Origin of the sequence: Streptomyces sp. NPDC001717 (assembly GCF_042892775.1) — a bacterium.
Taxonomy (GTDB): domain Bacteria; phylum Actinomycetota; class Actinomycetes; order Streptomycetales; family Streptomycetaceae; genus Streptomyces.
This window is the reverse complement of sequence record NZ_JBIAUK010000006.1, coordinates 244,979-266,385: the sequence shown is the minus strand read 5'-3', so window position 1 is coordinate 266,385 and position 21,407 is coordinate 244,979. Positions and strand designations below refer to the sequence as shown.

Here is a 21,407-nt window from a genome sequence, read left to right as displayed (position 1 = left end):
CATGCTGACGTACGAGAACGTGATGCACGCCCCGCTGGACAAGCTCCAGACGGCGGCCACCGACTGGAAGGCCATGGCCGACAAGCTGGACGAGATGGCCGAGGCCGCTCGCAACGGCATGAAGGCGAAGGCAGACAAGGCGGAGTGGAGCGGGGTCACGGCCGGGGTCGGCCGGGCGTTCGTCGACAAGACGGCCAAGGAGTTCGAGGACGCGGCCAAGGAGGCCAGAGGCGTCCAGCAGCTCCTCAGCGACGGTCACACCACCATCAAGACGGCTCGGGACGCCTTGAAGAAGGCCGTCGAGGAGGAGGCACCCGCCGCCGGGTTCCGCGTGGACGGTGCCGGCAAGGTCACGGCCATCCCGATGGACCCCAAGACCGAGTACGCGGCGCGGCACGACCCGGACTACGCGGAGTTCAAGCGCAAGGAGGAGGAGAACCGGAAGGCCTGGCAGGCGAAGGTGGACCGGCTCGTCGAGGACGTCGCGGACGCCGACGACTCCCTCACCCGTGCGCTGCGCGCCAACGTCTCGGACGACCACGACTTCAGCGGGCCGAAGTACACCACCCTGGACGGCGAACAGGCCGACCGAGCCGCCGACCTGATGAAGAAGCTCAGCAAGGAGCCGGGCGGGGTGGCCCGCAATCCCGAGGCGCTGCGCGAGCTGGAGGACCTGCTCGACGACAACCGCAACGACCCGGAGTTCGCGCCGGACTTCTACCGCAAGCTCGGCCCCGAGGGCACTCTCGAGGCGTACGCGAAGCTGTCGATCGACGCGTCGACGCTGGGCGAGGCCGGCAAGGACCGGCTGGCGATGGTCGGCAACATCCAGAACGACATGGGCGCGATGCTGGGGCTCGCCACGCAGAAGGACTCGCCGAACCACCTGGATGCGGCCTGGACGAACGACCTGATGAAGGCGGGCCGCAAGGAGATCCAGGTCACCGGCGATCTGACCAGCAAGATCTACGGTTACCAGGCGCTGGGCGCGCTGCTCCACGAGGGCAAGTACGACAAGGAGTTCCTGACCTCGGTCGGCCGGGACATGGTCGCGTTCGACCGGGAGCACGCGAAGGACTGGGAGCACGGGGCCCCGTACGACCCGAAGGTCGTGCTCAGCCAGGCCAAGGACGGCAGCCGGGGCTTCTACCCGCTGACGGGCCTGATGGACGCGATGTCCCACAACCCGGACGCGGCGACGGCCTTCTTCAACGAGCCGGTCCGCCAGGACAGCAACGGCGACGGCATCGTGACGACGGCCGACAAGGCCGTGGACGGGCAGCACGGCAAGGCGCGGGGCATGGTCGACTACATGCTCGACAAGGAGTCGTGGGCGGACGCCTTCGACCGCACGCCGAGCCACCCCTACGGCGAAGCCGGCCCGGCCCAGGACGCGCTGGGCTCCGCCCTGGAAGCGGCGGTCAGCGGGCGCGCGGCGGGCGACGAGGACGCGAAGCCGGTGCCGCACACCAAGGAGATGGCTTCGATCATGGAGCGCGTCGTCGAGAAGGTGGGCGACGACCCGTCCCTGGTGGCGCAGGACCCGGACGACGAGGACAAGAAGCCCCGGCTGGGCCCCCTGGCGGGGCACTTCGGCAACATGGCGGCGGAGTACATCCCGGACCTCCAGGCGTCCGCCGAGAACGGCGGCAACCAGATCAAGGTCAGCGGCACCATGGCCGAATTCGACGAGGCGACGGTGTCTCGCTTCCTAGGGGCGGTCGCTCAGGATCCCGGGGCCTACGGTGCGATCACCAACGCCAACCAGGCGTTCACGGCGGTGCTGGTCAACGATGTCGTCCAGCACCACGGCCAGTACACCCAGCTGTCCGAGGCGGTGGAACTCGCCGTGCAGCCCGGTGGGCAGATCGCGGGCATGATGACGGAGGCCCGTGCCCAGGGCATGCACGGCGAGACCGCCCACGCGAACGAGGAGTACGTGAAGGGCGTCGAGGACGGGGCCAAGTGGATCAACCGCGGTATCTCGGCCGCCGGCGGCAAGTACCTGGAAATGGTGCCCTTGGCCGGTGACATCGTGGAGTGGGTCCAGGAGGACGTCACCGAGTACTTCGTCGACGGGGCGAAGGAAGAGGGCAAGGAGAAGACCGCGGAGACCGAAAAGGCGGTGGCCGAGATGTACTCGAAGGCGGACCGCGGTGTCAGCAAGTCGGCCGAGGAAGCGGTCCGCAGCGCTGCCATCGGCTCGGGTCTGTCCCAGCGGGACATCGACACGCTCGCCGGTGCGGCCTCCAAGGAGTCCTCGGTCGCCCACACGGTCGGTCGCGGCCTGGTGGACAGCTCGAAGGGTGGTTCCTGATGGGCATGGCGAGTTCGTTGCGAGCCGTCGCCGTCGTGGCGGCGGCCGGTGCTTTGCTGGCGGGCTGCTCGGAAAAGAAGGAGAAGGCCACGGCTCCGGAGGCGCCGGCGAGGGTGTGCTGGGACGCGTTCGACGGCAAGACGGTCCTTCCCCTGCTGGGCAGTGGAAAGAAGGTGACGGAGGACACCCGGGACGCCTTCGCGCTGCCCGCCGATCTCAAGACGGTCACCTGCCGGGTCGGGGTGGACGGGGCAACGACGCTGACCGGACAGGTCAGCCGTAAGCCGCTGGGATCCGACGCGTTCTGGCAGGCCTTCGACCCCCTCCATCCCGCCAAGCTCGACTTCGGGCGCAAGGGCCTGGTGTGGGACTTCGGTGCGACGCTCCTCTACACCTGTCGCACCCCCACGGAGTCCTTCGAGCTGGAGTTGGAGCTCAGCCACAATCCGACGGACATGAAGAGCGCGGAGGTGAGGGCGCTGAACACACGGCTCATGAAGGACTTCCAGGAGTTCACCCGCAAGCAGCTGAACTGCGCCTCCTGACGACGACAACCACGGCCAACGGCGTAGCCGGCTTCGCAGGTTCGTGCCGGCCAGGTGGCGCTGAGGGCGCGCGCCACGCCGTGGCGACCGTGCCACTGATCCTCGGTGTCCCCTGGCGGGCTGCCGTGGGCCGCGTGGATGGGGGCCGCCCTGGCCGTCCGGTAGGGGCACACCGTGAAGTGCGGGCCGACGTTGTCGCAGAGGCAGTGAGGCAACCTCACGACCTCACTGCCTGCGGAGCCGTGCGCCAAAATGCGCCCATTTGCGGGAATTGTTAGTTTGGAATAGCGAGGACAGGTCCACTGATCCAGGCCTGTCCGACGGGCCGCGTGATCGACCCCGCGCTCGCACCTGACAGCACTGCAACCCGAATGGGGCAACGTGACGTGCCGTCGACATGGGTGCGGATCGAGCTGACCAGTGCCCCAACCGAGTCAATCCGTGAAAGGGAAACCGAATGCGCATTCGACGAATCTTCGCCGCCGTCATCGCCGCGGCAGCCCTCGCCGGACTCGGCCTCTCAGGCGTCGCCACCGCCGCCGCCACCGCACGGGGTGCCCCATCCGTCGTCACCCCTTCCGAGTGCAAGCAGGGCGGAGGAACGGCCGATCTGACGGCCAACGTCTGCAAGGGCGGTATGTACGACGGGGAGCAGGTCGACTGAAGCCCGCAACGCGCTCGCTGTCCGAGACGCAAGGCCAAGAGGGCGGCACCCCCTCCAGGGGTACCGCCCTCTTGGTCCGCCTGGTCGGGCGGTCTTTCGTCGAAGCCGTGACCGGAATCGAACCGGCGTAACTCGCTTTGCAGGCGAGTCCCTCAACCACTCGGGCACACGGCTGTGTGGTGGTGATGGACATGACCGTATGGGGGTCCGCGGCGGTCGGGAAGGGTTTCCGGTGGGGTGCAATGTGACTGCCATACGGCGTTCACAGTCCGGGGAGGCCCAGGGCCCGAGACGGAGGTCGGGATCCGTCTAATTGACAGGGTCGAAAAGTGGGCACGCACCTTACTCTGGGGCGATGAGTGCCCTTGAACGCCCCGTGCCCCGGATATCCCCGCCCGCCCCGGCCCCGTCGCCGGGCGGGGTTCTCGGGCCCGCGTACCGGACGCTCAGTGTCGGGATCATCTCCGTCGTCTTCCTGATCGCCTTCGAGGCCACCGCCGTCGGGACGGCCATGCCCGTCGCCGCGCGAGAGCTGGACGGGATCGGGCTGTACGCCTTCGGGTTCTCCGCCTACTTCACCACCAGCCTCTTCGGGATGGTCCTGTCCGGGCAGTGGGCCGACCGGCAGGGGCCGCTGCGGCCGCTGACCGTCGGGATCGGGGCCTTCGCCGCCGGGCTGGTGTGTTCCGGGACGGCCCAGGTCATGGGCGTGTTCGTGCTCGGGCGGGCCGTGCAGGGCTTCGGGGGCGGGCTGGTCATCGTCGCGCTGTACGTGGTGGTGAGCAGGGCGTACGAGGAACGGCTGCGGCCCGCGATCATGGCGGCCTTCGCCGCGAGTTGGGTGGTGCCGTCGATCGTCGGTCCGCTGGCGTCCGGGACCGTCACCGAGCACCTCGGGTGGCGGTGGGTGTTCCTCGGGATACCGGTCCTGGTGGTGGTGCCGCTGTGCGTGGCGCTGCCGGCGATCCGGCGGACCGCCTCCGGGCCCGTGGGCGGGGAGCCCGTGGCCTTCGACCGGCGGCGGATCCGGCTGGCACTGGGGATTTCGGTGGGCGCGGGGTTGTTGCAGTACGCCGCCCAGGACCTGGAGTGGTGGTCCCTGGTGCCGGGTGCGGTCGGCGCGGCCCTGCTCGTGCCCGCCGTGCTGGGGCTGCTGCCGCGCGGGACGTACCGGGCGCGGCGCGGGCTGCCGTCGGTGGTGCTGCTGCGCGGGGTGGCGGCGGGGTCGTTCATCGCGGCGGAGAGCTTCGTACCGCTGATGCTGGTGACCCAGCGCGGCCTGAGCCCGACCATGGCCGGGTTCTCGCTCGCGTTGGGCGGGGTGACCTGGGCGGGCGGCTCGTGGGTGCAGTCGAAGGGCCGGATGGCTCCGTACCGGGAGCGGCTGATGGTGGCCGGGATGGTGATGGTCGCGCTGGCCATCGCCACGGCGCCGGCCGTGCTGATCGCGTCCGTTCCGGTGTGGACGGTGGCGGTGTCCTGGGCGGTCGGCTGCCTGGGCATGGGGCTGGTGATCGGCTCCACGAGCGTGCTGCTGCTGAAGCTGTCGGCGCCGCAGGAGGCCGGGGCGAATTCGGCGGCCCTGCAGATCTCCGACGCGCTGGCCAACGTGGTGCTGCTGGCGGCCGGCGGCGCTGCCTTCGCCGCGCTGGGCGGGGGAGCGGTGGGCGCCGGCCACGATCCGGCCGCGGGCGCCGGCGCCGCGCACCCGGCGGCGTTCCTGGTGGTGTTCCTGCCGATGGCGTGCGTGGCGCTGGTGGGGGCGTGGGTCTCGACCCGGCTGGACGGGGACGGGGAGAAGGCGGCCGTTCCCGCCTAGGTCGCCGCTTGCCGTGGCCGGAAAGGATTGCCGTGGAGGGCGGCGCGGCCCGGTGAGCGTTCCCGGTCACGGCAGCGGGAAAGACCGTGGCACCGAGTGGTACCGCGCGGTACCGTTGATGTCATGGCCGGTCTCAACGTCAGATTCACCGAAGAAGAGCTGGACGCCCTGCGCGAGCGCGCCGAGGCGGAGGGGCGCAGTATGCAGTCCTTCGCGCACGACGCCGTCATGGCGGCCGTGAACGAGCACTCCCGGCTGTTCGACGAGGCGGCGGAACACGTCCTGAAGGCGAGTGCCGAGCTCAACCGGCGGCTCGCCTGATGCCGATGCGCTACGTCACGCTCCCCGAGCTGCTGAATCTCGCGGAGCGTCTCGGGGCGGACGAGGTGCGGGACTACGGTCTGCTCGACTCGGCCCTCGCCCGCCCGCAGGCGAGCGTGTTCGGTCAGGACGCCTACCCGGACGTCTGGCAGAAGGCGGCGGCGCTGATGGAGTCGCTCGCCCGGAACCACGGGCTCGTGGACGGGAACAAGCGCATCGCCTGGTACGCGACCTGGGTCTTCCTGCACGTGAACGGCCATCCGCTCGATCCCGCGTTCGACGTCGACGAGGCGGAGCGGTTCGTCCTGGACGTCTGCCAAGGCGCGCTCGACGTCCCCAAGATCGCGGCGCAGCTGCCGCGGTTCGCCCGCTGAGTCGTGCCGGGCGTCGCCGTGCCCCGGTGGGGCACCGCCGAGCAGCGGGGCCTGCGGGCCGCGGCCGGGCGGCCGTGCCCGGCCGCCCGTTGAGACGCCGGTGTGACCCTCACCGCACCCGCCGAGGTCACGGGCCTGTCCCTCCGCGAGGGGCGGTCCCGGCCCGGTAGGGTGGCCCGGTTGTCCTACGTACGACTGTTGAAATGCCGAGAGCGACGAACCGGGGACCGTGACTACTACCGCCTCCCACCACCTCTCACCCGCCTTCCCCGGCCGTGCGCCGTGGGGTACCGCCAGCAAGCTGCGTGCCTGGCAGGAGGGTGCCCTGACCCGGTACATCGAGACGCAGCCGCGTGACTTCCTCGCGGTCGCGACCCCCGGCGCAGGCAAGACCACCTTCGCGCTGACCCTCGCCTCGTGGCTGCTGCACCACCACGTCGTGCAGCAGGTCACCGTGGTCGCGCCGACCGAGCACCTGAAGAAGCAGTGGGCGGAGGCGGCGGCCCGGATAGGCATCCGGCTGGACCCCGAGTACTCGGCGGGACCGCTCAGCAAGGACTACCACGGCGTCGCCGTCACCTACGCCGGTGTCGGCGTGCGGCCGATGCTGCACCGCAACCGGTGCGAGCAGCGCAAGACCCTCGTGATCCTCGACGAGATCCACCACGCAGGCGACTCGAAGTCCTGGGGCGAGGCCTGCCTGGAGGCCTTCGACCCGGCGACCCGGCGGCTCGCGCTGACCGGTACGCCCTTCCGCTCCGACACCAACCCCATTCCGTTCGTGACCTACGAAGAGGGCAACGACGGGATCCGGCGGTCTTCCGCCGACTACACCTACGGCTACGGCAACGCGCTCGGCGACGGCGTCGTCCGGCCCGTGATCTTCCTGTCCTACAGCGGCAACATGCGCTGGCGCACCAAGGCCGGAGACGAGATCGCCGCCCGGCTCGGCGAGCCGATGACCAAGGACGCCATCTCCCAGGCCTGGCGCACGGCCCTCGACCCGCGCGGCGACTGGATGCCGAACGTGCTGCGCGCCGCCGACCAGCGCCTGACGGAGGTCAGGAAGGGCATCCCGGACGCGGGCGGCCTCGTCATCGCCTCCGACCAGGACTCGGCGCGCGCCTACGCCAAGCTGATCCGCGAGATCACCGGCACGAAGGCGACCCTCGTCCTCTCCGACGACACCGGAGCCTCGAAGAACATCGACACCTTCAGCGGGAACACCGACCGCTGGATGGTCGCGGTCCGCATGGTGTCCGAGGGCGTCGACGTACCGCGCCTCGCGGTGGGCGTGTACGCGACGACGATCTCGACCCCGCTGTTCTTCGCGCAGGCGGTCGGCCGCTTCGTGCGATCGCGCAGGCGCGGCGAGACCGCATCCGTGTTCCTTCCGACCATTCCTTATCTCCTCGGTTTCGCCAATGAGATGGAAGTCGAGCGCGACCACGTCCTCGACAAGCCCAAGAAGCAGGGCGAGGAGGATCCGTACGCCGAGTCCGAGAAGGAGATGGACGAGGCGAACAAGCAGGAGGACGAGGACACCGGCGAGGACGAGCAGATGTCCTTCGAGGCGCTGGAGTCCGACGCGGTCTTCGACCGGGTGCTGTACGACGGCGCCGAATTCGGCATGCAGGCGCACCCGGGCAGCGAGGAGGAGCAGGACTACCTCGGCATCCCCGGGCTGCTGGAGCCGGACCAGGTCCAGATGTTGCTCCAGAAGCGGCAGTCGCGGCAGATCGCGCACAGCCGCCGCAAGCCGGACACCGAGGCGGACCTGCTGGAGCTGCCCGCCGACCGGCGGCCGGTGGTCTCGCACAAGGAGCTGCTGGAGCTGCGCAAATCGCTGAACACGATGGTCGGCGCGTACGTCCACCAGAGCGGCAAGCCGCACGGCGTGATCCACACCGAGCTGCGCCGGGTCTGCGGCGGGCCGCCGAGCGCGGAGGCGACGGCGGGGCAGATCAGGGAGCGGATCAAGAAGGTGCAGGAGTGGGCCACCCGGATGCGGTGAGCGCCGCCGCGGGCCGGGTGGGGTGAGCGGGCCGCGGCCTCGGATGAGGCTGCCGCGGCCGCTGCCGCAGCGGGTGCGTCGGGCGCGCCGAGCACGCGCCGGACGTCACGGAGCGTGATGGCTTTCGGTGCGGAGCATCGCACGGACGGCGGCCGCTGCGAGCCCCCGGGCCGCCTGTGCGGTCCTACAGGAGAGGTTCGGCGAGCGAGCGGCGAAACGGTCCGGCGGGCCTTCAGGAACCGGCATAAACGGGTTGTAGGCGCCCGGATTCTGGACGAGGCCTTCCGCTGAGCGGACCTGCTCGCTAATGTCCCCGCATCAACGCACCGTGGCAGCGCCGCCGCGGGAGCGCAGCCGGTGCAATGGCCGCTACCGGCGGCCTCTCCGTGCGTCGCCGCGGGACCGGCGACGTGCGTCACCCGAGAGTCACCGCCGCTCACCGAAAGAGGGAGAGGCGTCGTGACCGCGGAAACCTCCCAGACTCTCGACAGAGGGCTCAGAGTCCTCAAACTGCTCGCCGACACCGACCACGGTCTGACTGTCACCGAGCTCTCCAACCGCCTCGGTGTCAACCGCACCGTGGTCTACCGACTCCTCGCCACGCTCGAACAGCACGCCCTGGTCCGCCGTGACCTCGGCGGCCGGGCCCGTGTCGGGCTCGGGGTGCTGCGGCTGGGGCGGCAGGTGCACCCGTTGGTGCGCGAAGCCGCGCTGCCCGCGCTGCGCTCCCTCGCCGAGGACATCGGGGCCACCGCGCACCTGACCCTCGTCGACGGGTCCGAGGCGCTCGCCGTGGCCGTCGTGGAGCCGACCTGGACGGACTACCACGTGGCCTACCGGGCCGGCTTCCGCCACCCGCTGGACCGCGGGGCCGCGGGTCGGGCCATCCTGGCCGCCCGTCAGGGCTCCCTGATCGAACCGGGGTACACGCTGACCCACGGGGAGCTCGAAGCGGGCGCCAGTGGCGCCGCCGCGCCGCTGGTGGGCATCACCGGGCTGGAGGGCAGCGTGGGCGTCGTCATGCTCGCCGACGCGGTGCCGGAGCGGGTCGGGCCGCGGGTGGTCGACGCGGCGCGGGAAGTCGCCGACGCCCTTCGCTAGGCCGCGGGCCCGGCAGGTTCGCGTGCGGCCCGTCCGCTGCCGGGTGCGACGCCGTTGCCGGGGGCGCTGCCCCCGGACCCCCGCGCCTCAAACGCCGGCGGGGCCGGATTTCCCCGGAGGCACGGGTTCGCCTCCGGCGGCGCCGGATTTCCCCCGGCGGGATGTGCCCCTGGCCGGGCCGGCGGGGCCGGCCGATAGATTGGGCGGGTGCTCTCTCGTCTCATGCGTCTGTCGCGTCCCGCCGCACTGGCCGTCTGTGCCGTGCCCGTGGTCGGCCTGTTCGCCGTCGCGGCCCTCGCGCCCCTGCCGTTCGTGATCGCCCAGCCCGGGCTCACGGCCGACGTGCTGGGCGAGCGGGACGGCAAGTCCGTCATCTCCGTCTCCGGCGCTCCCACCCGGGACACCAAGGGGCAGCTGCGGATGACGACCATCCAGGCCACCGGGCCCTCCACCACGGTGAACCTGCCCGATCTCGTCGGCGACTGGTTCGACCCCACCCGGGCGGTCATGCCCAGGGAGGTCGTCTACTCCTCGGGCGGAAGCGACAAGGAGATCGAAGAGCACAATCTGGAGGAAATGGCCAAGTCGCAGTCGGCCGCTTCCGACGCCGCCCTCGGCTACCTCCACAAGAACCCCCAGGACGTGAAGGTCGACCTCAACCTCGCCGACGTCGGCGGCCCCAGCGCCGGTCTCCTCTTCTCCCTCGGCATCGTCGACAAGCTCGACGGCGACGGCAGCGGTGGCGACCTCACCGGCGGGCGCACCATCGCCGGTACGGGCACCATCACCCCGGACGGGAAGGTCGGAGCCGTCGGAGGCGTGGCGCTGAAGACCCAGGCCGCGCGGCGCGACGGGGCGACCGTGTTCCTCGTACCGAAGGCCGAGTGCTCGGACGCGCTCTCCGAACTCCCCGAGGGGCTTCGGCTGGTCCCCGTCACCTCGCTGACGGATGCGGTGAACTCTCTTCGCGCGTTGAACCGGGGAGAGGACTCCGTTCCGTCCTGCTGAGCGCGTCCCCGCGCTCCATCGCGCGCCACGCCGGGAAGACCAGCGGGGCCAGCGTCGTCAGCAGGTAGACACCGCCGAACACCAGCAGCGCGTGCGCCACCCCGAAACCGTCGACCAGCAGACCGGCGGCGAGTCCGCCCACCGGCATGGCCAGCTCGCAGCCCGCGGTGGTCACCCCGGAGACGCGGCTGCGCAGCCGTTCCGGCACCTGCTCGTACATGACCGTGGACAGGATCGGGTTGAGCATGCCCGCGCCCAGCCCGGCCAGGGCCATCGTCACCGCGAGCGGGAGCGTGGTGTCGGTGACCGCGGCCACCGCGTAGCGGGTGCCCCCGGAGGCGAGGAAGGCGGCCGCGAAGACGATCCTGCGGGGGAAGCGTTCGCCCCACACCCCGTACAGCAGGGCGCCCAGCAGGGCGCAGCCGCCGAAGAGGGCGACCAGCAGGCCCATGGAGGTGGCCCCGCCGAGGGCGTCGCGCGCGTGCACGGGCAGCAGCACGGAGGACCAGCCCTGGTCCAGGCCGTTGGTCGTCATCACCATCAGGGTGATGCCCAGCAGCAGCCGGGAACGCGTCAGGAAGGTCCACCCCTCGACGAGTTCGGCCCGGTAGACCGCGAACGACACCTTCTCGCCGCCGCGTTGGGGCTCGGCGGCGGGCACCCCGCGCAGGAGGGCGAAGACCAGCAGCGCCGACGCCCCGAAGGTCACCGCGTCCAGCAGCAGTACGGTCTCGGCGCCGAAGGCCGCGATCAGTACGCCGGCCAGCGCGGCCCCGATCATCCGAGCCCCGCGCGAGACGGCGTCGTACAGGCTCGCCGCCCGGGCGACGGTGGTGCCGGCGTGCTCGGCGAGGTTGGGCAGGAGGACGCTGCGGGCGGTGAGACCGGGGGTGTGCACGAGGCCGCCGAGGGCCATCAGCGCGCACAGCATCCAGAACTCCAGCACGCCCGCGTGGTGCAGGAGCGGGATCGCGCCGACCGCCAGCCCGCAGATCACGTCGGAGGCGACGGAGACCCGGCGGCGGCCGAGCCGGTCGATGACCGGTCCGCCGACCAGGGCCGCCACGATGATGGGCAGGGTCGCGCAGAAGGCGACGACACCGGCCCGGCCGGCGCTGCCCGTGGTCTGGAGCACGAACCACGGGACGCCGATCAGGGTGAGCGAACTTCCGGCTATGGAGATCGTGTTGGCGGCCAGGACCGCTGTGAACGGCCGCCTGCTCATGCCGCGTGCGCGTGTCGGAGGCGGTTGTGGATGTGGGCCGGCCGCAGCAGCCGGATCCCGGCGGCGATCAGCGCCTCGCCGAGCCGGTCGCGCAGGGCGGGGGCGGTGTGCACCCCGGCGGCGAGGTGCCAGGCGGCGGCTTCGGCGGCGAGTTCGGCGGTGCGGGCGGCGTGGTCGGCGGTGTGGGTGAAGGCGTGCACGGCAGTACTCCTTCTGGGAACGGTGGGTGTGGCGGTGTGGCCGGGGGGTGCGGCTACTTGCCGCTGCGGCGGGGGAACGCGTGCGAGTGGACGCGGACCGTCTCCATGCCCTCGACGGGGGGCAGGTCCCGGTAGCTGTTGACCAGGTCGTGCATCCGGTGGATCAGCTCGAGGGCCTGCTCCGGCGTCAGGCGCAGGGTGTAGTCGCTGACCTCCGAGGAACGCTGCCATTCCTTGGACCAGTTGGTGGCGTCCCCGAGCCAGGTGCTCAGCTCCTGCGTGTGGATCGTCGCGATCTCGTGCAGGAAGGTGTCCGCGGCGCCGCGGGTTTCCGGGTCGCCGTCGTACATGAGCGACTCGTCGAACCGGGTGCCGTCGTGCGCCGCCCGCCACCAGCGCTCGCGGCCCTTGCCGTGCTCGGGTGCGTCCTCGACGAACCCGTGCGCGGCGAGCTGGCGCAGGTGGTAGCTGGTGGCTCCGCTGGATTCGCCGAGCCGCTCGGCCAGTTGGGAAGCGGTGGCCGGTCCGTCCTGGCGCAAGGCGGCGAGCATGCGCATGCGCAGGGGGTGGGCGAGGCCGCGCAGGGAGCGGGCGTCGAGCGTACGGACGTTGGGCTGGGGGGACTGGTCCGGCTGGTCCGGCTCGGCGGGCAGGTCGGGCAGGTTCGGCTCGGGCTTCTCGGGCATGGCATGACAGTAGAGTTGCAAAGACTCCTATGCAAGGGTTTCTTTGCAACGTCTTCTTTGGAACTCCTCCTTCCGGAGGTGCGGATCAGCGGTCGTCGTCCTCCGCCGCCTGCTCGACCAGCGGGATGATCCGCAGCGGCACCGGGTTCTCCATCACGATCGCCGTCGAAGCCCGGACGATCCCCTCGAAGCCGACGACCCGGTCGATCACCCGTTGCAGATCGGCGTTGGACCGGGCCACGAGCCGGCACAGCATGTCCCCCTGCCCCGTGGTCGTGTGCAGCTCCAGTACCTCGGGCACCCCGGCCAGATGGGCCCGTACGTCGGAACCCTGGCCCTGCTTGATCTCCAGGGTGGCGAAGGCCGTCACCGGATACCCCAGCGCCGCCGGATCGACCTGCGGGCCGAAGCCGCGGATGACCCCGTTCGACTGGAGCCGGTCGAGCCGGGCCTGCACCGTCCCGCGGGCCACCCCCAGCCGGCGCGAGGCCTCCAGCACCCCGATCCGCGGCTCGCGGGCGAGCAGGACGATGAGACGGCCGTCGAGATCGTCGATGCCCATGGGTGGCCTCCGCAGGTGGTCATAGTGCACAGATCTTTCAGTCAGTCTGCTCCTGAGCTGGTCAATCTGTACAGCAGAAATGGAAACTATTGCGCAGCTTGTGGATCGGCGGGACTCTGCGCTCATGACTGAGACCCTGGACACCACCCCCCACACCGCGCGTGAGGCAGACCCCTTCCCGGTGAAGGGCATGGACGCGGTCGTCTTCGCCGTCGGCAACGCCAAGCAGGCCGCGCACTTCTACTCGACCGCCTTCGGCATGAAGCTCGTGGCGTACTCCGGACCGGAGAACGGCGTGCGCGAGACGGCCAGCTACGTCCTGACCAACGGCGGCGCGCGCTTCGTCCTGACGTCGGTCATCAAGGCGACGACGGACCACGGCCGCTTCCTCGAAGAGCACGTCGCGGCCCACGGCGACGGCGTGATCGACCTCGCCATCGAGGTCCCGGACGTGCGCGCGGCGTACGCGTACGCCGTCGAGCACGGCGCGCGCGGCCTGGACGAGCCGTACGAGGTCAAGGACGAGCACGGCACCGTGACGATGGCCGCCATCGCCACCTACGGCCAGACCCGCCACACCCTCGTGCAGCGCGACGGCTACACCGGCGTCTACCTGCCCGGCTTCGTCGCCGTCGACCCGATGGTCGAGCCCCCGGCCAAGCGCACCTTCCAGGCCATCGACCACTGCGTGGGCAACGTCGAACTCGGCCGCATGAACGAGTGGGTCGCGTTCTACAACAAGGTCATGGGCTTCACGAACATGAAGGAGTTCGTGGGCGACGACATCGCGACCGAGTACTCGGCGCTGATGTCGAAGGTGGTCGCGGACGGCACCCTGAAGGTGAAGTTCCCGATCAACGAGCCGGCGATCGCGAAGAAGAAGTCGCAGATCGACGAGTACCTGGAGTTCTACGGCGGCGCGGGCGTCCAGCACATCGCCCTGGCCACCAACGACATCGTGGCGACCGTGCGGTCGATGCGGGCGGCGGGCGTGCAGTTCCTGGACACGCCGGACTCGTACTACGACACGCTCGGCGAGTGGGCGGGCGAGACGCGGGTTCCCGTGGAGATCCTGCGCGAGCTGAAGATCCTCGTCGACCGCGACGAGGACGGCTACCTGCTGCAGATCTTCACCAAGCCGGTCCAGGACCGGCCGACGGTCTTCTTCGAGATGATCGAGCGGCACGGGTCGATGGGCTTCGGCAAGGGCAACTTCAAGGCCCTGTTCGAGGCGATCGAGCGGGAGCAGGCGAAGCGGGGCAACCTGTAGGTTGCGCCGACCGGGCCCCCTGGCTGCCGCCGCCGATCGGCCGCCGGGGGGCCCGCCCCTGCGCGTGCCGCACCACTCCCGGGGCTCCGCTCCGGACCCCGCGCCACGCCGGCGAGGCTGATCGTGCCCGGCGCCGCTGCCGGAGGCTCCGCCCCCGGACCCCCGCGCCTCAAACGCCGACGGGGCTGGATTCGCCTCAAACGCCGGCGGGGCTGGGTTCGCCGCGCCTGGCGGACGGCAGCAGCGAGATCCAGCCCCGCCGGCGTTTGAGGCGCCGCCGGAGGCGAACAAGCCCCGCGCAGCGGTTCTGCCGCCGTGTGACACCCCTTGGGGTCGCGACCCCGCGAGGGGAGGGTCGCGGCCCCGTCAGGGGGCGGTGGGGGACGGCTTCGGCTTCGGCGCGGGCTTGGACGCCGGCTTCGCCACCGGCTTCGGCTTCGGGAGTTCCGGGGCCACCCACGGCTTCGTCGGCAGGATGTTCTCCGGACCGCCCGGCGGCGGCGCGGCGATCGCCGCCAGGGCCTCCTTCGCCAGCGGGGCCCGCAGCGGCGAGAAGCCCGGGTTCGTGCGCAGGGCCTCCTGCAAGTGGCGGCGGGTCGCGGCCTCGTCGCCGAGGCCGCGTTCGATCATCGCCCGGTGGTACGAGAACTCCGCGTTCCGCAGCCCCGTCTCCGTCGCCTTCGTCGCGTACTCCAGCGCCGCCGCGTCCTCGCCCGCCTTGTGCAGGGCCCACCCCAGCGCGTCCGCCACCTGCACGCTCTTGTGCCGCGACCACTCCTCCGAGAGCCGCCGCACCGCCGCCGACGGATCGCCGTGGTCCGCCTCGTACAGGCCCAGCACCACGTCGTCGTCGACCCCGTTCGTGCCGTCCCGGGCCGCCAGCCCGCCCAGCATGTCGTACGCCGCCCGCGCCTCGTCCCCGCGCCCCAGCGACTCCAGCAGTTCGCCCAGCTCCCGCGCCACTTGCGGCACCGGGGCCCGCCCCAGCGCCAGCCGGTAGTCGCGGACCGCCTCGCCGCCCCGCCCCAGCGCGCCCAGCGCCCGGGCCCGGCCGGCGAGCGCCTGGGCCTGCGCCGGGTCGGCCCGCAGGGCGCCCTCGTAGTGGTCAAGCGCCTGCTGGGTCTCGCCCCGCTCCCAGAACAGTTCCCCGAGCCGGAACAGCGCGTACGCCTTCTCCGCCGGGCTCTTCGCGTCACCGGCCGCCTGCTCCATCGCCAGCGCCGCGTCCTCGCGCCAGCCGCGGTCCCGGTACACCTGCGAGGCCCGTACGAACGCCACCAGACCCGGCCGCAGTTCCTGCAGCCGCTCCATCGCCTTCTGCGCGCCCTTGTAGTCGCCGAGCCCCGAGTACGCGTCCACCAGCACCGGGTACGCCGACCACTGTTTCGGCGCCTGCGCCCGTACGAGCTCGCCCCACTTCTTCGCCGTCCCGAAGTCCCGGCGGGCGTTGGCGAGGGTGCCCATGCCCGTCATCGCCTCGAAGTTGCCCTTCTCGGCCGGGCGGAGCTCCAGCGACCGCTTCAGCGACTTCTCCGCCTTCGGGTACCAGCCCGAATCGGCCGTGCGCCGCGCCTGCTCCAGGTAGGCGGCGCCGAGCACGGCCCACGAAGCCTCGTCGTCCGCGTGCTTCTCCAGCCACTTCTCCCGGTCCGCGACCAGAGCCGTCAGGTCCACCGCGGCCACGGGCGCGCCCATGCCGACCGCCGACGCGGCCCGTTCGCTCGGCCCCGGCGGGCGGGCGTCGTCAGCGGCCTTGGTCGGCCTGATCAGCAGGGCCCCGGCGATCAGGACCACCGCGACCGCGGCCGGCACGAGCGTCTTGCGACCGGTGAAGGTCACGGGCGGCGCAGGCTGCTGGGCTTCCTCGACGATGTCCATACGCTCCATGGAGTCACTGTGCGTCAATATGAAGAGTTCGCCGCGGTGTCCGAAGGGCGTCGCGGCCGTGTTCACACCGATGGCCCCGACTGCCACTCTGGTCACATGGATGACGATGTGGACAACGGATCGGCCCGTCTGCGCGCGAGCCTGCTGGAGGGACTCCCCGCCGAGGCGGTGATCACCGACCCGGGGGTGACCGCCTCCTACGCCACCGACATGGCGAGCTTCTGCGCCGCCGGCACCCCCGCCGTCGTCGTCCTGCCCAGGACCGTGGAACAGGTCCGGCACGTGATGCGCACGGCCACCGCGCTACGGATCCCCGTCGTCCCGCAGGGCGCCCGTACGGGCCTGTCGGGCGGAGCCAACGCCTCCGACGGATGCATCGTGCTCTCGCTCGTCAAGATGGACCGCATCCTGGAGATCAACACCGTCGACCGCACCGCCGTCGTCGAACCCGGCGTCGTCAACGCCGTCCTCTCCCGCGCCGTCGCCGCACAGGGCCTGTACTACCCTCCCGACCCCTCCAGCTGGGAGCAGTGCACCATCGGCGGCAACATCGGCACCGCCGCCGGGGGCCTGTGCTGCGTCAAGTACGGGGTCACCGCCGAGTACGTGATCGGCCTCGACGTGGTCCTGGCCGACGGGCGGCTGCTGCGCACCGGCCGGAGCACCGCCAAGGGAGTCGCCGGCTACGACCTCACCCGGCTCTTCGTGGGCTCCGAGGGCAGCCTCGGCATCGTCGTCCGGGCCGTCCTCGCGCTGCGCCCCGCCCCGCCCCGGCAGCTCGTGCTGGCCGCCGAGTTCCCCTCCGTCGCCGCCGCCTGCGAAGCCGTCTGCGCCGTCATGGAGGCCGGCCTGACCCCCTCGCTGCTGGAGCTGATGGACCGTACGACCGTCCGCGCCGTCAACGCGCTCGGGAAGATGGGCCTGCCCGAGGCCACCGAAGCGCTGCTGCTGGCCGCCTTCGACACCCCGCACGCCCCCGAGGACCTCGCCGCGGTGGGGGAGTTGTGCACGGCCGCCGGGGCCACCGCCGTCGTGCCCGCCGAGGACGAGGCGGAGTCCGAACTGCTGCTCCAGGCCCGCCGGATGGCCTTTCCGGGACTGGAGGCCCTGAAGCCCGCGACGATGATCGACGACGTGTGCGTGCCGCGCTCGCGGCTCGGCGAGATGCTCGACGGGACGGCCGCCATCGCCCGCGCGCACGACCTGCTCATCGGGGTCTGCGCGCACGCGGGCGACGGCAACACCCACCCGATCGTCTGCTTCGACCCCGCCGACGAGGACGAGACGCGGCGGGCCCGCGAGTCCTTCGGGGAGATCATGGCCCTCGGTCTCTCGCTCGGCGGCACCATCACCGGCGAGCACGGCGTGGGAGTGCTGAAGAAGGAATGGCTGGCCCGTGAACTGGGGCCGGTGGGGCTGGAGATGCAGCAGGCGGTCAAGGCCGCCTTCGACCCGCAGGGCCTGCTCAACCCCGGCAAGCTCTTCTGACCGCACCACGCCTCACGCGTCCCCGTCGCCCGACTCGTCCGAGGGCCACGGATCGCGCAGCCACAGCTCGTCGGCCGGGGTCGGGGCGAGCAGCTCGGCCAGGGCGTCGTCCAGGCCCAGCCGCTCCGCCTCGGTACCCGGCGGGACGACGCGCAGGGTGCGCTCCAGCCACGCCGACACGGACGCGGCCGGGGCCTCCAGGAGGGCGTCGCCGTCGGGCGAGCTGAGCGCCATGCAGAGCACGGCCTTCTCGTCGACCTTGGTGGGCCAGATCCGTACGTCTCCCTGCCCGCACGGCCGGAACACCCCCTCGACCAGCAGCTCACGGGCGAAGGTCCAGTTCACGGGGGTGTTGGAGCCGGTGTGGAAGGTGATGTGCACGGCGTACGGGTCGTCCGTGAGGTAGAGCAGCCGTGCGGGGACGGGGACGCTGCGCTCGGGGGACAGGACCAGCTTGAGTTCCAGCTCGCGCTCGATGACGGGGTGGTGGTGCATGACGGCCTCGCTTCGGGGTGTCGCGGTGAGACCGGGATCTGGCCCCACATCCGGAGAGAGCGCCGATGTGCCGGGCTATGACGCGACTTCGCGAGATTGGCCGAATTCTGTCGGCTGACCGAAAGTCGCCGTACGAAACATTCGCCCGAAGGTTTGGATTCTCCCGTTACCACCCCTACCGCACAGGGGTTCTTGGCTATGGTCCTCCCTTGCGCAAGCCTCAAGCCACGATCGGAGTTGGGGACATTGACGGCCTCCCCTGGTGACGGAGAGCACGTGGCCCCCGAGGGCTACTACCCGGATCCGTCCATCCCCGGGTACGTCCGCTACTGGAACGGCCTGTCCTGGGTGCCGGGTACGAGTCGCCCCGCGGCGGCGGTCCCGGCCGCGGCGGTCCCGGCCGCGCGCTCCGAGGAGACGGGGCCGGTGTTCCTCGACGAACCGGCGGTGTGGCAGGCCGATCCGCTCCACCAGGCGGGCTTCGGCGGCCCGCGCGACCGCCGCGTCTCCTGGGGGGCCCAGGAACCCCGGCCGGGCGTCTCCCTGGCCCGCCCCCCGGCCGAACCCCACCGGGGGACCACCGACTCGTCCCCGCACCCCCCGGCCCCCCAACTCCCGTCCCACCGCGCCGGGGAGGGCGCGGCCCCCGGCCTCGGGGGCCGGGTGGACACGGAGCCGGCGTCCCGCCGCGGCCGGGAAGGTACGGGGTCGTCCCCGCAGCCCCCGGGATTCGATCCCGGGCGTCCGGCGGACGCGGAAGCCCCGCTCCGCCGGGGCGGCCCGGAGCCGCGGGGCACGGGATTCGTCCCCGCGCCCCCGGCGGGCTCGGAGCCGGCGCCCCGCCGGGGCGGGCAGGCGCAGGGCTCGCCGTTCGACTTCGGGGGGCCCCTGGACGCCGAGGTACCGCCGAGCCGGGGCGGCCCGGAGCCGCGGGACAAGGGATTCGACTCCTGGGGCCCCGCGGGCGCCGACGTCCCGCCCCGCCGGGGACGGGAGGACGCCGGGGCGTCCCCGCAGGGCGCCGAACACGACCACGCCCTCCCCTCCGACCCCTGGAACCGCTCGGCGCCCGAGGAGGCGCCCCGACGCCCGCCCGGCCCCGACGGAACCCCTCCGGCCCCGGCCGCCCCGGCCCACGCGTGGCCCGAAGCCGCCGGGGCCTCCATGTCCGGCATGACGTCGTCCTGGCCCGAGGCGGAACCCCGCCGCGAGCCCGGACCGCCCCGCGCGGACGAGCCGTGGCCACCCCGTGCGGCCGGCACCCGCCCGGTGCTCCCGCAGCCCGCGGACTCCCCGCCCCGCGAGGCGACGAGACGCCCCGCGGAACCCGCCCCGCTCCGTGAGGACGAGGCCTGGTCGCCGCGCCCCGAGGGCACCCGCCCGGCGCGGCCACGGCCCACGGAAACCGACCCGTCCCGCGAGACAACGGCCCACCCCGAGCCGTGGCCGCCCCGCGAGGGGGCCGGGCACCCCGCGGAACCCGCCCCGTCCCGCCAGGCTCGGCCCCGCGCGGACGAGGCCTGGCCACCGCGCCCCGAGGGCACCCGCCCGGTGCTTCCGCGTCCCGCCGGCGACTCCGCGCCGCCCCGCGCGGCAGAGGCTGCGCCGCGGGCGGACACGGGCAGGGCCGTCTTCGAGCGGATGGCCGAGCACGCCGTCCGCCCCGCCGGACTCGGCCGGCGGTTCACCGCCCGCGTGCTGGACTCCCTCGTGTACGCCGCCGCCGCGTACGCCGCCGCCCGGCCCCTGATCCCCGGGGCCACCGCCCACCTCCAGGCGAAGGTGGACGCCGCCCGCGCGAGCGGCCGCCCCACCACCGTCTGGCTCCTCGACGCCACCATCACCGGCCAACTCGCCCTGGTCCTCGGGGCCGTCCTCCTCTTCGGGATCCTCTACGAGGTGCTGCCCACCGCCCGCTGGGGCCGCACCGCGGGCAAGCGGCTCCTCGGGGTCAGGGTGCTGGCCACCGCCACCCTGCGCCCGCCCCGCTTCGGCGCGGCCCTGCGCCGCTGGCTCGTGTACGCCTTCCTCGGCCTCCCCGGCAGCCTCGCCTGCCTCGCGAACCGCCCGCGCCGCCAGGCCTGGCACGACAAGGCGGCCAAGACCTACGTGTCCCGCTGAACCGGAGGGAGCGGACCCCATCGCCCGTCCCCCGCACGGCCCGTCCCCCGAACGGACGCGGTCCCGTTGCGGGGGTGGCGGAGCCGGGTTCGACTCGGGCCATGAGCACCGACCAGCCGCCGCCGGGCGAGCCGCCAGAGGACGACCCGTTCCTCAAGAAGCCCCAGGAACCGACGCCTCCGTCGGGTGGTTCGCCGTACGACTCGCCGCCCCCCGGAGGCGGCGGCTATCCGCCCCCGCCCACCGGAGGCCCCGGCGCGGGCGGGGGATACCCGCCCCCACCGCCCCCGTACGGCGGTGGCCCGTACGGCGGGAGCGGCGGCTACGGCATGCCCGACCCGCTCGCCGGCATGCCCCCGCTCGCCGACTTCGGGAAGCGGCTCGGCGCGCGCGTCATCGACGTGATCATCGTCGCCGTACCGCTGTTCCTCATCCAGCTGGCCATCGGCGACCGCAACCGCTACACCGTCGAGACGAACAAGGGCGAGGACGTCACGGAGATCGTCACCAAGTCCTACAGCGGCAGCGGCCTGTTGATGACCCTGATCTCGATCGTCGCCTACGTCGGCTACGACTGGTGGTTCACCAAGAAGAACGGCCAGACCGTCGGCAAGAAGGCGCTGGGCCTGCGCGTCGCGATGCTCAACGACGGCAGCGTCCCGCAGAACGGCCCGGCCCTGTCGCGCGCCGCGGTGCTCTGGCTGCCGACGCTGATCTGCTGCTTCTGCCTGTGGCCGCTCGCGCTGATCGTCTCGATCCTCGTCGACAAGCCGTACCGGCAGGGCCTGCACGACAAGGTCGGCAAGACCGTGGTGGTCCAGGTCACCACCTAGCCGCCGGGCGGCAGGCGCCGGCTCCGGCACAGCGGCACACAGGCACAGGCGCGCACCACGCTGCGGGCGGTCGTCCCTCCGGGGAGGCCGCCCGTTCCGCGTCGTACGGGTCAGTGGTGCACGGGCTGTTCGGCGACGCTCTCGGCGACGACGCCGGCCGGGGCGGCGCCCGTACCGGCCGCGTGGCGCCCGCGCCGACCGGGCGAGGGCACGGTGACGGCGACGAGCAGACCGAGGGCGAGGGCGGCCGCGGAGATGACCGCGACTCCGAGCCCCGTGCTCGTCTGCGAGAGCAGCAGCATGGCGATCGTCGACACGATGACGGTGGCGGACCCGTAGGCGAGCTGTGCGGCAGTCGGACGCGGCATGGCGATATCCGTCCTCAGGGAGGGGAGGGGGAGTCGGCTCAACTAAGGTCGCGCGTCAAGTGACTCTACGACGGGAGATGCCCGAGTGGAACGCCCGGTAAGCGTGACC

At 72.2% G+C, this 21,407-nt stretch carries 20 protein-coding genes and 1 tRNA gene; 13 read left to right on the top strand and 8 right to left on the bottom strand.

All coding sequences use genetic code 11. The annotated features are described in order from the left end of the window. Window position 1 precedes the first annotated feature (1 nt). The 3 genes from ACFYZL_RS14255 (at window position 2) to ACFYZL_RS14245 (ending at window position 3,526) form a co-directional block, all read left to right on the top strand. The gene (locus ACFYZL_RS14255) at window positions 2-2,317 is read left to right on the top strand and encodes a hypothetical protein (protein ID WP_388678966.1); all 2,316 of its coding nucleotides are present in this window, start codon (window positions 2-4) and stop codon (window positions 2,315-2,317) included. After that, complete coding sequence (locus ACFYZL_RS14250; protein WP_388678963.1) at window positions 2,317-2,862, top strand: hypothetical protein; 546 nt, start codon at window positions 2,317-2,319, stop codon at window positions 2,860-2,862. Before ACFYZL_RS14255 ends, ACFYZL_RS14250 begins: the two co-directional genes overlap by 1 nt. A 457-nt stretch (window positions 2,863-3,319) precedes the next feature. Next, entirely contained in the window at window positions 3,320-3,526 is a 207-nt protein-coding gene (locus tag ACFYZL_RS14245) for a hypothetical protein (RefSeq protein WP_388678960.1), read from the top strand. Window positions 3,527-3,628: 102 nt separating this feature from the next. Here ACFYZL_RS14245 and ACFYZL_RS14240 read toward each other — a convergent pair. Then, window positions 3,629-3,700: transfer RNA gene (locus tag ACFYZL_RS14240), tRNA-Cys, on the bottom strand. A gap of 181 nt (window positions 3,701-3,881) precedes the next feature. Here ACFYZL_RS14240 and ACFYZL_RS14235 point away from each other — a divergent pair. From ACFYZL_RS14235 to ACFYZL_RS14210, 6 genes are all read left to right on the top strand, one after another. Beyond that, on the top strand, window positions 3,882-5,345 hold the full coding sequence (locus ACFYZL_RS14235; protein WP_384756441.1) for an MFS transporter: 1,464 nt from the start codon (window positions 3,882-3,884) through the stop codon (window positions 5,343-5,345). 123 nt (window positions 5,346-5,468) lie between these two features. Beyond that, window positions 5,469-5,666 (top strand): Arc family DNA-binding protein, encoded by a 198-nt coding sequence (locus ACFYZL_RS14230; protein ID WP_384756438.1) that lies wholly within the window; start codon window positions 5,469-5,471, stop codon window positions 5,664-5,666. Between the two features lie 5 nt (window positions 5,667-5,671). After that, window positions 5,672-6,040, top strand: coding sequence for a type II toxin-antitoxin system death-on-curing family toxin (locus ACFYZL_RS14225; RefSeq protein WP_384756436.1), 369 nt, complete (start codon window positions 5,672-5,674; stop codon window positions 6,038-6,040). Between the two features lie 229 nt (window positions 6,041-6,269). Continuing rightward, a complete protein-coding gene (locus ACFYZL_RS14220; protein WP_384756433.1) occupies window positions 6,270-8,054 on the top strand; it encodes a DEAD/DEAH box helicase in 1,785 nt (594 codons plus the stop codon). Between the two features lie 459 nt (window positions 8,055-8,513). Beyond that, on the top strand, window positions 8,514-9,155 hold the full coding sequence (locus ACFYZL_RS14215) for an IclR family transcriptional regulator (RefSeq protein WP_376658555.1): 642 nt from the start codon (window positions 8,514-8,516) through the stop codon (window positions 9,153-9,155). 222 nt (window positions 9,156-9,377) lie between these two features. After that, window positions 9,378-10,163 carry a PDZ domain-containing protein gene (locus tag ACFYZL_RS14210; protein ID WP_384758720.1) on the top strand — a complete coding sequence of 262 codons (786 nt, stop codon included), beginning with the start codon at window positions 9,378-9,380 and terminating at the stop codon, window positions 10,161-10,163. Here the strand turns inward: ACFYZL_RS14210 and ACFYZL_RS14205 are convergent. The 4 genes from ACFYZL_RS14205 to ACFYZL_RS14190 form a co-directional block, all read right to left on the bottom strand. Next, a complete protein-coding gene (locus tag ACFYZL_RS14205; protein WP_388678954.1) occupies window positions 10,090-11,388 on the bottom strand; it encodes an MFS transporter in 1,299 nt (432 codons plus the stop codon). The two genes, ACFYZL_RS14210 and ACFYZL_RS14205, sit on opposite strands and share 74 nt — an antisense overlap. Then, on the bottom strand, window positions 11,385-11,588 hold the full coding sequence (locus ACFYZL_RS14200; RefSeq protein ID WP_384758714.1) for a hypothetical protein: 204 nt from the start codon (window positions 11,586-11,588) through the stop codon (window positions 11,385-11,387). Before ACFYZL_RS14200 ends, ACFYZL_RS14205 begins: the two co-directional genes overlap by 4 nt. 53 nt (window positions 11,589-11,641) lie before the next feature. Continuing rightward, window positions 11,642-12,274, bottom strand: coding sequence for an ArsR/SmtB family transcription factor (locus ACFYZL_RS14195; RefSeq protein WP_388678950.1), 633 nt, complete (start codon window positions 12,272-12,274; stop codon window positions 11,642-11,644). An 85-nt stretch (window positions 12,275-12,359) separates the two neighbouring features. After that, complete coding sequence (locus tag ACFYZL_RS14190) at window positions 12,360-12,836, bottom strand: Lrp/AsnC family transcriptional regulator (protein WP_384758709.1); 477 nt, start codon at window positions 12,834-12,836, stop codon at window positions 12,360-12,362. A 124-nt stretch (window positions 12,837-12,960) separates the two neighbouring features. Between ACFYZL_RS14190 and hppD the strand changes: the two genes are divergently transcribed. Further along, window positions 12,961-14,106 carry a 4-hydroxyphenylpyruvate dioxygenase gene (hppD, locus tag ACFYZL_RS14185; RefSeq protein ID WP_384758707.1) on the top strand — a complete coding sequence of 382 codons (1,146 nt, stop codon included), beginning with the start codon at window positions 12,961-12,963 and terminating at the stop codon, window positions 14,104-14,106. Between the two features lie 366 nt (window positions 14,107-14,472). Here hppD and ACFYZL_RS14180 read toward each other — a convergent pair whose 3' ends face one another. Further along, entirely contained in the window at window positions 14,473-15,993 is a 1,521-nt protein-coding gene (locus ACFYZL_RS14180; RefSeq protein WP_384758892.1) for a tetratricopeptide repeat protein, read from the bottom strand. 96 nt (window positions 15,994-16,089) lie between these two features. Here ACFYZL_RS14180 and ACFYZL_RS14175 point away from each other — a divergent pair, with 96 nt between their 5' ends. Beyond that, on the top strand, window positions 16,090-17,481 hold the full coding sequence (locus ACFYZL_RS14175) for an FAD-binding oxidoreductase (protein WP_384758888.1): 1,392 nt from the start codon (window positions 16,090-16,092) through the stop codon (window positions 17,479-17,481). Window positions 17,482-17,493: 12 nt separating this feature from the next. Here ACFYZL_RS14175 and ACFYZL_RS14170 read toward each other — a convergent pair whose 3' ends face one another. Next, window positions 17,494-17,976, bottom strand: a complete 483-nt coding sequence (locus ACFYZL_RS14170; protein WP_384758885.1) for an SsgA family sporulation/cell division regulator — start codon at window positions 17,974-17,976, stop codon at window positions 17,494-17,496. 276 nt (window positions 17,977-18,252) lie between these two features. On the opposite strand from ACFYZL_RS14170, the gene ACFYZL_RS14165 reads away from it, so the two are divergent. Both ACFYZL_RS14165 and ACFYZL_RS14160 read left to right on the top strand, forming a co-directional pair. Further along, window positions 18,253-20,097 (top strand): RDD family protein, encoded by a 1,845-nt coding sequence (locus ACFYZL_RS14165; RefSeq protein ID WP_388678943.1) that lies wholly within the window; start codon window positions 18,253-18,255, stop codon window positions 20,095-20,097. A 101-nt stretch (window positions 20,098-20,198) separates the two neighbouring features. Beyond that, a complete protein-coding gene (locus tag ACFYZL_RS14160) occupies window positions 20,199-20,930 on the top strand; it encodes an RDD family protein (protein ID WP_384758265.1) in 732 nt (243 codons plus the stop codon). Between the two features lie 110 nt (window positions 20,931-21,040). Here the strand turns inward: ACFYZL_RS14160 and ACFYZL_RS14155 are convergent, their stop codons facing one another. Beyond that, window positions 21,041-21,298 carry a hypothetical protein gene (locus ACFYZL_RS14155; RefSeq protein ID WP_384758268.1) on the bottom strand — a complete coding sequence of 86 codons (258 nt, stop codon included), beginning with the start codon at window positions 21,296-21,298 and terminating at the stop codon, window positions 21,041-21,043. Window positions 21,299-21,407: the final 109 nt, after the last annotated feature.

Bases quoted from the DNA above. Each gene is read 5' to 3' on its own strand.
- ACFYZL_RS14190 (WP_384758709.1), bottom strand. From the start codon at position 12,836: ATGGGCATCGACGATCTCGACGGCCGTCTCATCGTCCTGCTCGCCCGC.
- ACFYZL_RS14230 (WP_384756438.1), top strand. From the start codon at position 5,469: ATGGCCGGTCTCAACGTCAGATTCACCGAAGAAGAGCTGGACGCCCTG.
- ACFYZL_RS14175 (WP_384758888.1), top strand. From the start codon at position 16,090: ATGGATGACGATGTGGACAACGGATCGGCCCGTCTGCGCGCGAGCCTG.
- ACFYZL_RS14225 (WP_384756436.1), top strand. From the start codon at position 5,672: ATGCGCTACGTCACGCTCCCCGAGCTGCTGAATCTCGCGGAGCGTCTC.
- ACFYZL_RS14160 (WP_384758265.1), top strand. From the start codon at position 20,199: ATGAGCACCGACCAGCCGCCGCCGGGCGAGCCGCCAGAGGACGACCCG.
- ACFYZL_RS14195 (WP_388678950.1), bottom strand. From the start codon at position 12,274: ATGCCCGAGAAGCCCGAGCCGAACCTGCCCGACCTGCCCGCCGAGCCG.
- ACFYZL_RS14235 (WP_384756441.1), top strand. From the start codon at position 3,882: ATGAGTGCCCTTGAACGCCCCGTGCCCCGGATATCCCCGCCCGCCCCG.
- ACFYZL_RS14245 (WP_388678960.1), top strand. From the start codon at position 3,320: ATGCGCATTCGACGAATCTTCGCCGCCGTCATCGCCGCGGCAGCCCTC.
- ACFYZL_RS14155 (WP_384758268.1), bottom strand. From the start codon at position 21,298: ATGCCGCGTCCGACTGCCGCACAGCTCGCCTACGGGTCCGCCACCGTC.
- hppD (WP_384758707.1), top strand. From the start codon at position 12,961: ATGACTGAGACCCTGGACACCACCCCCCACACCGCGCGTGAGGCAGAC.
- ACFYZL_RS14170 (WP_384758885.1), bottom strand. From the start codon at position 17,976: ATGCACCACCACCCCGTCATCGAGCGCGAGCTGGAACTCAAGCTGGTC.
- ACFYZL_RS14205 (WP_388678954.1), bottom strand. From the start codon at position 11,388: ATGAGCAGGCGGCCGTTCACAGCGGTCCTGGCCGCCAACACGATCTCC.
- ACFYZL_RS14180 (WP_384758892.1), bottom strand. From the start codon at position 15,993: ATGGAGCGTATGGACATCGTCGAGGAAGCCCAGCAGCCTGCGCCGCCC.
- ACFYZL_RS14250 (WP_388678963.1), top strand. From the start codon at position 2,317: ATGGGCATGGCGAGTTCGTTGCGAGCCGTCGCCGTCGTGGCGGCGGCC.
- ACFYZL_RS14255 (WP_388678966.1), top strand. From the start codon at position 2: ATGCTGACGTACGAGAACGTGATGCACGCCCCGCTGGACAAGCTCCAG.
- ACFYZL_RS14210 (WP_384758720.1), top strand. From the start codon at position 9,378: ATGCGTCTGTCGCGTCCCGCCGCACTGGCCGTCTGTGCCGTGCCCGTG.